Here is a 13,353-nt window from a genome sequence, read left to right as displayed (position 1 = left end):
CTGCATCTATGCGTTTGGGGCTGCACTGCAAGGTCCCCATCCGACGTGCCAATGAGCTGAAACTTTTAGAGAACAGAGAAACCATGAGTCTTCAAGACGGATTGTACGGGCGGAAGAAAAAAATTGTCGCCACGTGGCTGGATGCCTTCCTGGAATCCTATAAGTCCCAGGGGGCCAAGTTTTTCAAGGAAACGGGCAATGAGTTTGCCAATCCGGTCGGGACCACATTCCGGACCTGCCTTGACGGCATGCTGGACTACCTGCTCCAGGATGGTCATGAGGAAGGACTGGAGCAACTCGTCGACGGCGTGGTCAGGATCCGTGCGGTCCAGGGATTCAGGCCATCGGCTGCGGTTGATTTCGTTTTCAGCATCAAGAAGATTCTCAAGGACGAGGTTCGGGCGGATCTGGCGACTCCCGAGGGGATCCGTGAGTGGGGGGTCATTGAGTCCCGCATCGACACCATGACATGTGTCGCCTTTGACTTGTACATGGCCTGCCGGGAAAAAATCTGGAAGCACAAGGCAAACCACTTGTACAACCGGACCAACAAACTCTTGGAGAAGTCCAACCTTATTAAGGAGGTCACAGACTGAGGTCTGTTTATTTTTTTTGTGGTGCAAATCTAAACGAGGTAGAGGTAGATGAAAGCACTTTATTCCCTGTTTCTGGTATTTGCTCTCGTCGTGGTCTCCGTACTCGGAGCGGGAGCAATGGGGTGGCAGTCCCTTTTTGGGACCGTCATTCCGTACGCGGCCTTCTTGTTGTTCGTCATCGGTTTTTGTATGCGAGTCGTGGATTGGGCGAAATCTCCGGTGCCCTTCAGGATTCCGACCACTTGTGGTCAGCAGAAATCGTTGCCATGGGTTAAACATTCAAAACTCGAAAATCCTTCCACGACGTCCGGAGTGGTCGGTAGGATGCTTCTTGAGGTTCTGTGTTTCCGTTCACTGTTTCGGAACACGAAGATCGACCTGAGATCCGGTCCCAGGCTGGCCTTCAGTTCGAGCAAATGGTTGTGGTTGGGCGCCCTTGCGTTCCACTACTCCTTTTTGATCATTGTTATCAGGCATATGCGGTTTTTTACCGAACCCGTGCCGGGTCTCGTTTCTGTGTTCGATGCGGTTGACGGTGTGCTCCAGCTCGGTGCCCCCACCTTCTATCTCACGGATGCCATCTTCATGCTGGCCATCGTCTACCTGCTCATCCGACGACTGGTCGTTCCTCACATGCGTTTCATCTCTCTGGTGGCCGACTTTTTTCCTCTGCTGCTGATTTTGAGCATCGGCGGCACCGGAATAGCTATGCGCTACTTCATCAAGACCGACGTGGTCGCCATCAAGGAGCTGACCATGAATCTGGTTCAGTTGCACCCGGTCATTCCTGAGGGAATCGGCGTCATTTTTTATGTTCACCTCTTCCTGGTGTGTACCCTGCTGGTGTATTTCCCCTTGAGCAAACTGATGCACATGGGCGGTGTTTTCATGAGCCCAACAAGAAATATGGCCTCCAACAACAGAGCTGTCAGACACATCAATCCCTGGAACTACCCTGTTCCCGTCCACACTTACGCCGAGTATGAGGACGAGTTCAGAGAGAAGATGGTTGAGGCTGGTCTGCCGGTGGACAAGCAGGAAGGAGCGGAGAATGTCTAATCTTCCAAAAGCGAATGAACTAGCCAACAAGATCGATTACATGCCCCCCAAGGGGGACTGGATGGACCTTCCCCTGGAGATCAAGGACGGAAGGTATTGTTATGCCTCCAACGCCAAGAGCGTCGAGTATGTGGGTCTGCCCAACGCCAGGAGCTGGAATCCCCTCGACGATGACTGGAAGCTTCCGGAGAACTGGCAGGAGATTATCCTCAACGGGATGCGCGAGCGTCTCGACCGTTTCCGGACCTTCAAGGTTTTCATGGATGTGTGTGTGCGCTGTGGGGCCTGTGCGGACAAATGCCATTTCTTTATCGGCTCCGGCGATCCCCGGAATATGCCCGTCCTCAGGGCGGAGCTGCTGCGTTCCGTATACCGTGGCGAGTTCACCAAGGCCGGGAAGATTTTGGGCCGGTTCGCCGGTGGCCGCAAGCTGACGCTCTCGGTGCTCAAGGAATGGTGGTACTATTTTTTCCAATGCAGTGAGTGCCGTAGGTGTTCCGTGTTCTGTCCCTACGGGATCGATACCGCGGAAATCACGATCATGGGGCGTGAATTGCTGAACCTGGTCGGATTGAATATCGACTGGATCGCCACTCCGGTTGCCAATTGCTACCGTACCGGTAACCATCTCGGTATCCAGCCCCACGCCATGAGGGACATGCTCGACTTTTTCTGTGAAGATATCGAGGAAGTCACCGGCATTCTTCCCGAGCCTTCGTTTAATGAAAAAGGCGCGGACATCCTGTTCATCACCCCCTCGGGTGACTATTTTGCAGATCCCGGCACCTATACCTGCATGGGATACTTGATGCTCTTCGAGTATCTCAAGAGGGAATACGGTCTGAAGGTGACCTGGTCGACCTATGCCTCGGAGGGTGGAAACTTCGGTTTCTTCACCTCCCATGAGACCATGAAGCGTCTCAATTCCAAGATGTACATGGAGGCTGAGCGGCTGGGTGCCAAATGGATCCTCGGCGGTGAGTGCGGTCATATGTGGCGCGTCATCAACCAATACATGGATACCATGAACGGGCCCGAGTACCAGAAATCACACATGGAAACACCGGTCAATCCCATTACCGGCACTGTTTTCGAATACGCCACATCCACAAAGATGGTCCATATTTGTGAATTCACCGCCGATCTCATCAAACACGGCAAGTTGAATCTGGACAAGTCCAGAAACGACAACGTGAAACTCACCTATCATGATTCCTGCAACCCCGCCCGGGGTATGGGACTGCTCGATGAGCCGCGCTATGTCATCGACAACGTCTGTAACCATTTTTACGAGATGCCCGAGAACACCATCCGTGAACAGACCTTCTGCTGCGGTGGCGGTTCCGGTCTCAATGCCGGTGAGGATGACGAATTGCGTATGATGGGTGGGCTGCCCAGGGCCAATGCCGTTAAATTTGTCCACGACAAGTACGGCGTGAATACCCTGGGGTGCATCTGCGCCATCGACAGGGCGGTTTTTCCGGATCTCATGGATTACTGGGTGCCCGGCGTCGAGGTGACAGGCATCCACGAACTTGTGGCCAACGCTCTTGTTTTCCCGAATGAGAAGGAGAGAGAGACCGATCTGCGAGGCGAACCTCTGCCTGGTAAGGAGGAAGAATAATGTACGATAAAGGTACGGTGATCGCCGGCCTGGCTGTTTTTGTAGTCTTTTTTTCGTTTCCCTTCTGGTACAATACCGGATCGGCGGCCTACAAGCAGCCCCAGCCCGAGCTTCCCAAGAACAGCAAATATTGTGTCGAGTCCAAGGAGTGGATGCGTGCCGAGCATATGCAGTTGCTCAACGACTGGCGGGACAATGTCGTCCGGGAGGGAATGCACGTGTATACGAGTACTCTCAATGGCAAGCATTACCACAAGAGTTTGGTTAAGACGTGTATGAAGTGCCACGAGAGCAAGGAAAAGTTTTGTGACCGTTGCCATAACACCATGGACGTATCTCCTTACTGCTGGGATTGTCACGTAGCTCCTAAGGAGGCCAAGTAATGAAGAGTACACGAAGAAAATTCCTCGGGATCGCAGGGTTGGCCGCCCTTGGGTGGAGTGTCAGACCGGCTTCCCGGCTTCTGGCTGGGGGCCATGGTTCCCACGGGGCTGAAGGATTGTTTATGGCATCCAAGCATGGAGCCCCGGAGCATGGTGAGGGCCTCCATGCAGGACGTTGGGCCATGGTTATCGATACCAAGAAGCTGACTCCGGCCATCGAGAAGAAATGTGTCGAGGCCTGCCATAAGAACCACAATGTCCCGACCATCGATTCCAAACAGGATGTTAAATGGATCTGGTCCGCAGGCATGCACAATGTCTTCCCGGAACAGGCACATGAGTATGTTCCCGGCGGAACGGAGAGGACGACGCTGGCCCTTTGTAACCATTGTGCCCATCCCCCGTGTGTACGGGTTTGTCCGACCAAGGCCACGTTCCAGCGGGAAGACGGTATCGTGATGATGGATTTCCATAGGTGTATTGGATGCCGCTACTGCATGGCAGCCTGCCCCTATGGTTCCCGGAGTTTCAACTTCATGGACCCGAGGCCGCACATCAAGGATGTCACTCCGGAATTCCCCACCAGGACCAAGGGGGTTGTCGAGAAATGTGAGTTCTGCACCGAGAGATTGGCTGAAGGAAAGCTTCCCTACTGTGTGGAGGTCTCGGAAGGAGCGTTGGTTTTCGGTGACCTGGAAGATCCCGAGTCCGAGGTGCGCAAGGTTCTTGCTTCGCGGTATTCCATTCGTAGAAAACCCGAGCTTGGCACAGAACCAGGCGTCTACTACTTAATATAAGAGGTGGGTAGCTATGCTCGAGAAAGTTCTCAAAGGAAATAAGGTTTATTGGGGCTGGTTGGCTATCCTGCTGGCACTTATGACCGTCGGTGCTGTGTGCTACGGCATGCAGCTTGTCAATGGTTTGACCATAACGGGGATGAGTCGGGACGTGTCTTGGGGATTTTATATTGCCCAGTTCACATTTCTGGTCGGTGTCGCTGCATCGGCCGTGATGATGGTCATTCCCAAATATCTACACGATTATAAGACGTACGGCCGGGTACTCATCTTTGGTGAGTTCAACGCCGTGGCCATGGTTTGCCTCTGTCTCATGTTTATCATCGCCGACCTCGGCTCTCCGCAGCGGCTGATGAACATCATCCTCCATCCCACACCGAACTCCATGCTTTTCTGGGATATGATCGTCCTGAACGGCTATCTGTTCATCAATATTTTCGTTGGGTGGATCACCCTGCAGGCCCACCGCAAGGAAGTAGCACCACCCAAGTGGATCAAGTTTTTCATCTACTTGTCCATCCCCTGGGCAGTGAGTATCCACACCGTTACCGCGTTCTTGTACTGCGGCCTTCCCGGCCGTGGATACTGGATGGATGCCGTTCTGGCTTCTCGGTTTTTGGCATCGGCATTTGCTGCCGGTCCCGCTTTCCTGATCATCCTGCTGTACATCGTCCGAGCGACCACCAAGTTCGATCCGGGCAAGGAGTCCTTCAAGGCCCTCGGCAAGACCATTGCCTATGCCATGTCCGTGAATCTCTTCCTGGTCCTATGTGAAGTCTTCACCGTCAATTACAGCAACATCCCCGGTCATCTGCACCACTGGCATTATCTCTTTTTTGGTGACGGGGTGCTGGTACCCTGGATGTGGACGTCCATGACCATGTGTGTTCTTGGAGTTGTTGTCCTGATCGTTCCAAGTAACCGGGAAAACGACAATATGCTCATTGCCGGCTGTCTGCTCGTTTTCATCGGGGCCTGGATCGACAAGGGACTCGGCATGATCGGTGGTGGTTTTGTACCCAACCCGCTTATGGAAATCACCGAATATGTTCCGACCCAGCTCGAACTCGGGGTTTCGCTCGGGATCTATGCTGCCGGGTTCTTTATCTTGACCCTGCTGACCAAGATAGCCGTCGGGGTTAAGATCGAGATCGGCGAGTAAGCGCAACCTCTGAGCGCACAGTCCGGAAGAGGCAAGACTGTGCGCTCTTTTTTCAATATCCTGTTTTTCTGAATTTTTTTGCCCAAGGATTCCGCTCGTTTCAAAACGCGGATCAACCCGAAAAAAGGTGTTAAAAAGACTTGCGTCCCGGAATCTTCGCGTCTATGACCTCATTTAACTTTTGGAGAGAGGTCATACGCCACTCCGGTAAGTGATCTTACCTAATCAACTTTTTTGGAGGTATGTTATGTCTTATAACGTAACTGTCGACGCCGAGAAGTGTGTTGGTTGCGGCGAATGTGTCGATGTCTGCCCCGTGGAAGTGTACGAATTGCAGAATGAAAAATCCGTTCCTGTCAACGAGGAAGAGTGTCTCGGATGTGAATCCTGTATCGAAGTCTGCGAGCACGACGCCATCACCGTTGAAGAAGCGTAATTGACGCACAGGCCCCCTTCCCTAGGGGGCCTTCTTTTTCTCCCCCTCCTTCCCTTGCACTCTTTCCCCGAAACATTTAAGCCTTTTTTCGGCAATTCGGTCGGTCCGCTCCTCCGGTAGTCCGACCGCTGGTACATTTTATCACGAAAACCCCGAGTGGCTCCGCTAGCTCCGACCGACTATGGTCGAGAATGCGGACCCTTGCGTTATGAGGTTGTTCCCATGTCTCTCGATTTTACCAAGTATTTCGATGAATACAAAAAGCTCGTCGCCGGTGCCGACAATGCCTTCGCCCAGATTGTGCAGGCCTGTCCCGATAAGGTGACCTGCAAACAGGGATGTTGTGACTGCTGCTATGCCCTTTTTGATCTGACCCTCATCGAGGCGATGTATCTCAATCACCATTTCAAACAGCTTCCCCAGGACATCAAGAACCGCGTCTATCTTCGAGCGGACAAGGCCGACAGGAAGATGGCCCGGGCCAAGAAAAAGGCCTATAGGATGCAAGAAAAGGGCGAATCCCGAGAAGACGTGCTCAGAATGGTCGGTCAGGAAAAGATCAGGTGTCCGTTTTTGGGCGATGATGACCGGTGCGAAATGTACGAACATCGGCCGATTACATGCCGACTCTATGGCGTGCCCCATGAAATCGGCGGCCAGGCCCATGTATGCGGTCTCTCAGGGTTCACCCCCGGTACCCCGTATCCTACGGTCAAGGTTGAGCGCCTCCAGGATTCCCTGGTTCTGTTGAGCAATGCTGTAGTCAAGGGATTTAACTCCAAATACGACAAGCTGGCTGCAGTCTTTGTCCCCGTTTCCTCGGCAGTGTTGACTGTTTATGACGAGGATTATCTCGGCGTTGACCGGGAAATAAAGAAGGCCAAGAAGGCCCAGTGGTCGGTCCGGAGCTGAGCCCGGCCATGCCACTGCAGACCCCCCAAACGTCCAGGATGGGTACACAACGATGACAAAGATTCTAACTCCAAAACAGGAAGAGCAAAAGCGGCACATGTACGAGCACATGGGACGGAGACGGCGTAAATTTATCGAGCGGATCGGGTATGATGCATGGGATCCGTTTGCCGAGCCCAACGATCCCATCGATATACGCATGGGACCTGCACGCATGACCGCGCAACAGCTCGTATCCGAGTTCATGAAGTCCAAGAGGACCATGGATGTGGGGGTCGCTTACAAGGAAGGGATTGAGGCCATGGCCCTTGGGGTCACCAAACATGACGAAAAGATCAAGGCCATGTATGAATTCTCGCTGTGGTACAATGCCATGCTTACCAAGCAGGGGCGTGACTTTGATGGTGAGTTGACGTGAAGACAAATGAGTAAAAACGCTGTGTCAGGAACCATGAGGAGCGAACATGAGCGAAAAGGACAAACAGCAGATCGTAGAAGAGTTTAAAGAAGATATGAGGGCCACCCCGGATAGCGGTACCGGGCACTACAATCTGGCCATGACCTATCTGGGTGAACGCGATTTCGAGACCGCAGAAAAGGAACTCCGTTTGGCTATTCAGGAAGAGCCCGAGCTTGCCGAGGCCTACGTCCAACTGGGCGGTATCGCCATGTACAGAGGGGACCTGGATAGCTGTTTGAGTTATAACAAAATGGCCACAGAACTGCGCCCCCGTTTTGCGGTCCCACATGGAAATATCGGCTTTGTACATCTCCAGAGGCAGGAGATAGACAAGGCTATTGGCGCATTGCGTCGGGCCATCTCTTTTGATCCGGGCTTTTTGCAAGCCCGGACCTCTCTTGGGGCCGCGTATTTGATGCAGGGTGATGCCACGGGCTGCCTGGAAGAGTGCTCCAAGGTCGTGCAGGAGGAGCCCCATTTTGGACCGGCCTGGAACAATATTGGTTTGGTCCACCTTGAACGCGGCGACAAGGGGAAGGCCAGGGATGCCTTTGATAAAGCGCTTGAGTCGGGGTATGATGTTCCTGAACAGCTTCTTGAAGAGGCCAAGGAATAGGATGGGTTGGGTGCCGGTCTGCACAGGGATTTATGTAAAAAAAATCAAATTGTGCCTGGACGCTCAAATAATATTGAGATACAGTTTTTGCGTTTTGGGTTGTGAACGGAAGACGTTGCGTGGTACGTTGCCACGGGAATCCAACAACAACCCATTGAACTGGCGACGGAATCAGGCGGACCCCTATTTTTCAGGTTGACAAACTCTTCGGTTTGTAAGAAAAATCACAAAGTTTAATAGCTTGTTTCCATTGAAGTTGAGGGATGTTGTCCGGTTAACAAACGTGAAGCTTGTTATGCGGTTTTTTTGAATCAGGTGTAAACCCTAAAGGAGGAAATGCGATGGCTAAACGTGAGACTCCATTGCTGGACCAGCTTGAATCAGGTCCATGGCCAAGTTTTGTGTCCGATATCAAACGGGCAGCAGAATCAAGGCACAAAAACGAAAGAAGCCTTGAGTATCAGATCCCTGTGGATGTTTGCGACGACCTGCTGGGCGTTCTCGAACTCTCCTATGTAGATGGAACGACTCATTGGAAACATGGCGGCATTGTCGGTGTTTTTGGATACGGCGGTGGCGTTATCGGTCGTTATTGCGATCAGCCCGAAAACTTCCCCGGTGTTGCCCATTTCCATACCATGCGTGTCAACCAGCCTTCCGGTAAGTACTACACAACCAAGTACCTCAAAGACCTCTGTGATCTTTGGGATTTCCGTGGTAGTGGTCTGACCAACATGCACGGTGCCACCGGTGATATCGTCTTTATCGGTACAACAACCGAGCAGCTCGAAGAAATCTTTTTTGAACTGACCCACAAGTTCGATCAGGATCTCGGCGGATCAGGCTCCAACCTGAGAACTCCGGCCACCTGTCTTGGCCAGTCCCGTTGTGAATTTGCCTGCTATGACACTCAGGCCCTGTGTACCCATCTCACCCAGGAATATCAGGACGAACTCCATCGTCCCGCGTTCCCCTATAAGTTCAAGTTTAAATTTGACGGTTGTCCCAATGGTTGTGTGGCCGCCATCGCTCGTTCCGACCTCTCTTTCCTCGGTACCTGGCGCGATGAAATCCGCATCGATCAGGAAGCCGTCGCCGGATACGTTGGCGGTGAAATCCAGCCTAACGCCGGTGCTTTTGCCGGTCGCGACTGGGGCCCATTCGACATCCAGAAGGAAGTCATCGACCTGTGTCCCTCACAGTGCATGAGCCTTGAAGATGGTAAGCTGGTCATCGACAACAAGGAATGTACCCGCTGCATGCATTGTATCAATGTTATGCCCCGCGCTCTGAAGATTGGTAACGATCGTGGTTGTTCTATGCTTTGCGGCGCTAAATCCCCCATTCTTGACGGTGCCCAGATGGGTTCCCTGCTCATCCCCTTCATCAAGGTAGAAGACAACTACGATGAGATCCAGGAGGTTATCGAAAATATCTGGGACTGGTGGATGGAAGAAGGTAAGAACCGCGAACGGCTTGGTGAATTGATCAAACGCCAGGGCTTCCAGAGACTTCTGGAAGTGACCAATATCAAGGCTGTACCCCAGCACATCCAGGAACCCCGTTCCAATCCCTACATCCTGTGGAGAGAGGAAGAGGTCGAAGGCGGCTGGGAACGCGACATCAACGAGTTCAGAAAACATCACGCAAGATAAGGGGGTTACAAAATGGCATTTATTTCATCCGGATATAATCCCGATAAACCCATGGAAAACAGGATCACCGATATTGGTCCTCGTGATTTCAATGAGTTCCTGCCTCCTGTCATTAAGAATAATTTTGGCAAATGGGAATACCATGACATTCTGGAGCCCGGAGTCCTCATGCACAAGGCCGAGAGCGGCGATGAAGTATACACCGTCCGCTGTGGTGGCTGCCGTTTGATGAGCACCGAGCACATCCGTGAGATTATTGAAATTGCTGACCAGCATTGCGATGGTTACCTGCGCTTCACCACCCGTAACAACATCGAATTCATGGTTGACAGCAAGGACAAGGTCGCACCTTTGAAGGATGACCTCCTGAGCCGCAAAGGCCCCGGTGGTGACTTCAAGTTCCCCGTCGGTGGAACCGGTGCCTGTATCACCAATATCGTGCACACCCAGGGATGGATCCATTGTCACACCCCGGCTACCGATGCTTCCGGTACCGTGAAATCCACCATGGACGAACTCTTCGATGAGTTCACCAACATGAAACTGCCCGCCATCCTGCGTATTTCCATGGCCTGCTGTTTGAATATGTGTGGTGCTGTTCATTGTTCGGACTTGGCTATCCTCGGTATCCACAGAAAGCCGCCGATGATTGACCATGAGTACATCGACAACATGTGTGAGATTCCTCTGGCTGTTGCTTCCTGTCCTGTTGCAGCCATCCGTCCTTCCAAGGCTGAGATCGAGACGGAAGCCGGCGAAAAGAAGACCGTCAAGACCGTTGCCATCAAAAACGAACGTTGCATGTTCTGTGGTAACTGTTACACCATGTGTCCCTCCCTGCCTCTGGCAGACCAGGAAGGTGACGGTATCGCCATCATGGTTGGTGGAAAGATCTCCAACCGTATCTCCGCACCGAAGTTCTCCAAGGTCGTTATTGCCTTCATTCCCAATGAGCCCCCCCGCTGGCCTACAATGACCAAGACCATCCGCAAGATCGTCGACGCATACGCCGAGAACGCCAATAAGTATGAGCGTCTTGGTGACTGGGCCGAACGGATTGGTTGGGAAAAATTCTTTGAAGTCTGCGATATTCCTTTTACCGAGCATGTCATCGATGATTTCCGTGATCCCGCCTACTATACCTGGCGTCAGACCACGAACTTCAAGTGGACACACGGTGTCGAAGATTTCGCCAACCTCAAGAAATAGCTGTATCCATCAATGGGGCGGGTATTTCCCGCCCCATGTTTTGCAAACAATGAGAGGGTCTCATGGACGAGAATGCACAGAAAGTTGTTGATTTCATGCAGTCGAAATCAAAGAACAAGAGCAAATTCTATTTCAAGGATCTCGCAGCTCTTTTTCCCGAGGAAAAACCCCGTTCTGCCAAGAAGATTATCAACAAGATGGTCAGTGATGAAATCCTTGAATACTGGTCCAGCGGTAGCACGACCATGTACGGTCTCAAAGGTGCCGGCAAGCAGCATGCTTCCGAGGGTGAATAATTATTAGCTTAGCATTTGTGACCTGTTTGTCCGATCTAATTCGGCGCAAGGGTCGGTAGAGCGCGAGAAATTTTGCATGGAATCCACCACCCCTTGCCCAAGGCTGGTCCTTGCAGGACTCAGTGGCGGGTCGGGTAAGACCATTGTTTCGCTTGGTCTCTGTCGTGCTGCAGTAGATGCTGGAATACGCGTTCGCCCATTCAAGAAGGGTCCGGATTATATCGATGCGCATTGGCTGGCTTTGGCCGCCAAGGCATCGGTATCCAATCTGGATCCTTTTTTGTTTCCGGCGAGTCGTGTTCAGGACCTGTTCCACGCCAGAATGCTGGGGCATGACTTGGCCATCATCGAGGGGAACCGTGGGCTTTTTGACGGCAAAGACGTTGATGGCTCTTGTTCCACTGCGGAATTGGCCAGGGTACTCAAGGCACCGGTAGTCATTGTTATTGACTGCACCAAGACAACGCGGACCATGGCAGCCATTGTCATGGGATGTCGGGTGTTCGAGCCTGAGCTGGACCTCAGGGGGGTCATTCTCAACCGTATCGCCGGGAGCCGCCACGAATCCATTGTTCGGTCGTCCATTGAGCGGTACACCGATCTAAAGGTGTTTGGTGCCCTGCCCAAGATGGCGGACAACCCCATTCCCGAACGTCACATGGGGCTTATTTCCGATCAGGAATTCACCCAGGCCGACCACGCATTTGCACGTCTTTCCTCATTTGTCAGCGACCATCTCGACCTGCCCGCTCTTTTTTCGGTTGCTGATACAGCAGATCCCGCCCCTGCTTCTTCCCAACGTTTGTACCCTCCTGCCGTGGCGGATACCGGATCCGTGACCATCGGCTATGTCCGGGATGCCTCACTTTGGTTCTACTACCAGGAGAATCTCCAAGCTCTCGAGGCTTCGGGAGCAGAGCTTGTCTCTCTTTCCTTGCTTGATGATACCCCTTGGCCGGATTTGCACGGCCTGTATCTTGGGGGCGGTTTTCCCGAAACCTTTGCCAACGGGCTCTCCGGCAATACGGTGAAGCTGAAAAGAGTGGCTGAGCTATCACGCTCCGGTCTGCCCATATATGCCGAGTGCGGGGGATTCATGTACCTGTGCCGTGATCTCGGGTATCAGGGGGGGGTGTATCCCATGGCCGGGATCCTCCCCGTCTCTACGAGGTTTTGCCCCAGGCCCCAGGGGCTAGGCTATGTCCAGGGGCGAGTTATAGCCCAAAATCCCTTTTATCCCGTCGGAACGTCTCTGGTTGGCCACGAATTCCATTATTCACGCTCCGAGGCGGTCGACTCCCAATGTCTTGTTCCCTGCCTTGATCTGGAACGTGGTCAGGGGGTGTGTACCCATTACGATATGCTCCTCTCCAACAATACCCTTGCCGGGTATACCCATATGCACGCCTTCAGTCACCCCCAATGGGCCAACCGTTTTGTCGATGCGGCCCAGGTGTACCGGCGGCATCGCATGTCTAGCGGAGCACCCTGTCCCAATATCCGCATTTGATCTACTCCCCGCCCTTTTTTTCAGTGTGCCCACGGTACTTTTCAACGACCCTCCTGTTTGAACAAACGCATATTGTTTGTTGACATTGTCAGTAATGGTTATTATTAAACAATCAAACATTCATGAAAGGAGGTTACTATGGGACAGTTCGCAAGGTTTAAGGATATTGATATTGATTGGAACATGACCCCTGAAGATGCCGTGGCTTTGTATCTCGAATGGGGAAATACAGGATACGGCGGGAGTTATGAGAACCGTGTCAGGAGCAAGGCAGACGTCTCTTATTATTTCGTCATCAACACCTGGGAGGACAAGCCCAGAGGTTATCTGATCAAGCGCAATTCCGACGGAGCCGAAGAGCTGGCTTCCTTTGAGCTTCCCGAGCGGCTGGAAAGGTCTTTTATGCACCAGATCAGTAACCATAAGGGAGTATATGGCGTCACTCCGGAGGTGAGAGAGTGGCTGGAAAGAGAGCTGGTCACGGGGTAAATGCCGTTAGCGATGTTGAGAACCAAGCCTCCCGTCGGATGGATTCTGTCGGGAGGCTTTTGGGTGCGGGGATGTGTAGGGTTCAGGAGACCCAATTCCCTTTTTTTTCAAAAAGTGTTTGACAAAGATGCCGGGGCCACATAGATACC

15 protein-coding genes are annotated in these 13,353 nt (G+C 52.6%); all 15 read left to right on the top strand.

All coding sequences use genetic code 11. From position 1 onward, the window contains the following. Positions 1–83: 83 nt before the first annotated feature. Positions 84–596 (top strand): RsbRD N-terminal domain-containing protein, encoded by a 513-nt coding sequence (locus ACY692_RS07610; protein ID WP_462324754.1) that lies wholly within the window; start codon positions 84–86, stop codon positions 594–596. Between the two features lie 48 nt (positions 597–644). Then, positions 645–1,655: a sulfate reduction electron transfer complex DsrMKJOP subunit DsrM gene (dsrM, locus tag ACY692_RS07605; protein ID WP_462324753.1), complete on the top strand. Its 1,011-nt coding sequence runs from the start codon at positions 645–647 to the stop codon at positions 1,653–1,655. Continuing rightward, positions 1,648–3,279, top strand: a complete 1,632-nt coding sequence (dsrK, locus tag ACY692_RS07600) for a sulfate reduction electron transfer complex DsrMKJOP subunit DsrK (RefSeq protein WP_462324752.1) — start codon at positions 1,648–1,650, stop codon at positions 3,277–3,279. Before dsrM ends, dsrK begins: the two co-directional genes overlap by 8 nt. Further along, on the top strand, positions 3,279–3,662 hold the full coding sequence (dsrJ, locus tag ACY692_RS07595; RefSeq protein ID WP_462324751.1) for a sulfate reduction electron transfer complex DsrMKJOP subunit DsrJ: 384 nt from the start codon (positions 3,279–3,281) through the stop codon (positions 3,660–3,662). Before dsrK ends, dsrJ begins: the two co-directional genes overlap by 1 nt. After that, the gene (gene dsrO, locus ACY692_RS07590; protein ID WP_462324750.1) at positions 3,662–4,459 is read left to right on the top strand and encodes a sulfate reduction electron transfer complex DsrMKJOP subunit DsrO; all 798 of its coding nucleotides are present in this window, start codon (positions 3,662–3,664) and stop codon (positions 4,457–4,459) included. Before dsrJ ends, dsrO begins: the two co-directional genes overlap by 1 nt. 13 nt (positions 4,460–4,472) lie before the next feature. Then, entirely contained in the window at positions 4,473–5,621 is a 1,149-nt protein-coding gene (gene dsrP / locus ACY692_RS07585; RefSeq protein WP_462324749.1) for a sulfate reduction electron transfer complex DsrMKJOP subunit DsrP, read from the top strand. 247 nt (positions 5,622–5,868) lie between these two features. Further along, positions 5,869–6,057: a ferredoxin gene (locus tag ACY692_RS07580; protein ID WP_462324748.1), complete on the top strand. Its 189-nt coding sequence runs from the start codon at positions 5,869–5,871 to the stop codon at positions 6,055–6,057. A gap of 222 nt (positions 6,058–6,279) precedes the next feature. Continuing rightward, positions 6,280–6,969 (top strand): YkgJ family cysteine cluster protein, encoded by a 690-nt coding sequence (locus tag ACY692_RS07575; RefSeq protein ID WP_462324747.1) that lies wholly within the window; start codon positions 6,280–6,282, stop codon positions 6,967–6,969. Positions 6,970–7,021: 52 nt separating this feature from the next. Further along, the gene (locus ACY692_RS07570) at positions 7,022–7,387 is read left to right on the top strand and encodes a hypothetical protein (RefSeq protein WP_462324746.1); all 366 of its coding nucleotides are present in this window, start codon (positions 7,022–7,024) and stop codon (positions 7,385–7,387) included. 46 nt (positions 7,388–7,433) lie between these two features. Further along, complete coding sequence (locus tag ACY692_RS07565) at positions 7,434–8,045, top strand: tetratricopeptide repeat protein (protein ID WP_462324745.1); 612 nt, start codon at positions 7,434–7,436, stop codon at positions 8,043–8,045. A 341-nt stretch (positions 8,046–8,386) separates the two neighbouring features. Beyond that, the gene (gene dsrA, locus ACY692_RS07560) at positions 8,387–9,700 is read left to right on the top strand and encodes a dissimilatory-type sulfite reductase subunit alpha (protein ID WP_462324744.1); all 1,314 of its coding nucleotides are present in this window, start codon (positions 8,387–8,389) and stop codon (positions 9,698–9,700) included. Positions 9,701–9,712: 12 nt separating this feature from the next. Beyond that, on the top strand, positions 9,713–10,909 hold the full coding sequence (gene dsrB / locus ACY692_RS07555; protein ID WP_462324743.1) for a dissimilatory-type sulfite reductase subunit beta: 1,197 nt from the start codon (positions 9,713–9,715) through the stop codon (positions 10,907–10,909). A 62-nt stretch (positions 10,910–10,971) separates the two neighbouring features. Beyond that, positions 10,972–11,205 carry a dissimilatory sulfite reductase D family protein gene (locus ACY692_RS07550; protein WP_462324742.1) on the top strand — a complete coding sequence of 78 codons (234 nt, stop codon included), beginning with the start codon at positions 10,972–10,974 and terminating at the stop codon, positions 11,203–11,205. A gap of 76 nt (positions 11,206–11,281) precedes the next feature. Next, positions 11,282–12,715, top strand: coding sequence for a cobyrinate a,c-diamide synthase (locus ACY692_RS07545; RefSeq protein WP_462324741.1), 1,434 nt, complete (start codon positions 11,282–11,284; stop codon positions 12,713–12,715). A 138-nt stretch (positions 12,716–12,853) separates the two neighbouring features. After that, positions 12,854–13,204, top strand: a complete 351-nt coding sequence (locus tag ACY692_RS07540) for a DVU0772 family protein (RefSeq protein ID WP_462324740.1) — start codon at positions 12,854–12,856, stop codon at positions 13,202–13,204. The last annotated feature ends 149 nt before the right edge of the window (positions 13,205–13,353 follow it).

The organism is Desulfoplanes sp. (assembly GCF_054921335.1).
Note: the sequence above shows the minus strand (reverse complement) of the source record. Positions and strands in the feature narration are given on the sequence as shown.

Bases quoted from the DNA above. Each gene is read 5' to 3' on its own strand.
- ACY692_RS07580 (WP_462324748.1), top strand. From the start codon at position 5,869: ATGTCTTATAACGTAACTGTCGACGCCGAGAAGTGTGTTGGTTGCGGC.
- dsrP (WP_462324749.1), top strand. From the start codon at position 4,473: ATGCTCGAGAAAGTTCTCAAAGGAAATAAGGTTTATTGGGGCTGGTTG.
- dsrM (WP_462324753.1), top strand. From the start codon at position 645: ATGAAAGCACTTTATTCCCTGTTTCTGGTATTTGCTCTCGTCGTGGTC.
- dsrJ (WP_462324751.1), top strand. From the start codon at position 3,279: ATGTACGATAAAGGTACGGTGATCGCCGGCCTGGCTGTTTTTGTAGTC.
- ACY692_RS07545 (WP_462324741.1), top strand. From the start codon at position 11,282: ATGGAATCCACCACCCCTTGCCCAAGGCTGGTCCTTGCAGGACTCAGT.
- dsrB (WP_462324743.1), top strand. From the start codon at position 9,713: ATGGCATTTATTTCATCCGGATATAATCCCGATAAACCCATGGAAAAC.
- ACY692_RS07610 (WP_462324754.1), top strand. From the start codon at position 84: ATGAGTCTTCAAGACGGATTGTACGGGCGGAAGAAAAAAATTGTCGCC.
- ACY692_RS07575 (WP_462324747.1), top strand. From the start codon at position 6,280: ATGTCTCTCGATTTTACCAAGTATTTCGATGAATACAAAAAGCTCGTC.
- dsrO (WP_462324750.1), top strand. From the start codon at position 3,662: ATGAAGAGTACACGAAGAAAATTCCTCGGGATCGCAGGGTTGGCCGCC.
- dsrA (WP_462324744.1), top strand. From the start codon at position 8,387: ATGGCTAAACGTGAGACTCCATTGCTGGACCAGCTTGAATCAGGTCCA.
- ACY692_RS07540 (WP_462324740.1), top strand. From the start codon at position 12,854: ATGGGACAGTTCGCAAGGTTTAAGGATATTGATATTGATTGGAACATG.
- ACY692_RS07570 (WP_462324746.1), top strand. From the start codon at position 7,022: ATGACAAAGATTCTAACTCCAAAACAGGAAGAGCAAAAGCGGCACATG.
- ACY692_RS07565 (WP_462324745.1), top strand. From the start codon at position 7,434: ATGAGCGAAAAGGACAAACAGCAGATCGTAGAAGAGTTTAAAGAAGAT.
- ACY692_RS07550 (WP_462324742.1), top strand. From the start codon at position 10,972: ATGGACGAGAATGCACAGAAAGTTGTTGATTTCATGCAGTCGAAATCA.
- dsrK (WP_462324752.1), top strand. From the start codon at position 1,648: ATGTCTAATCTTCCAAAAGCGAATGAACTAGCCAACAAGATCGATTAC.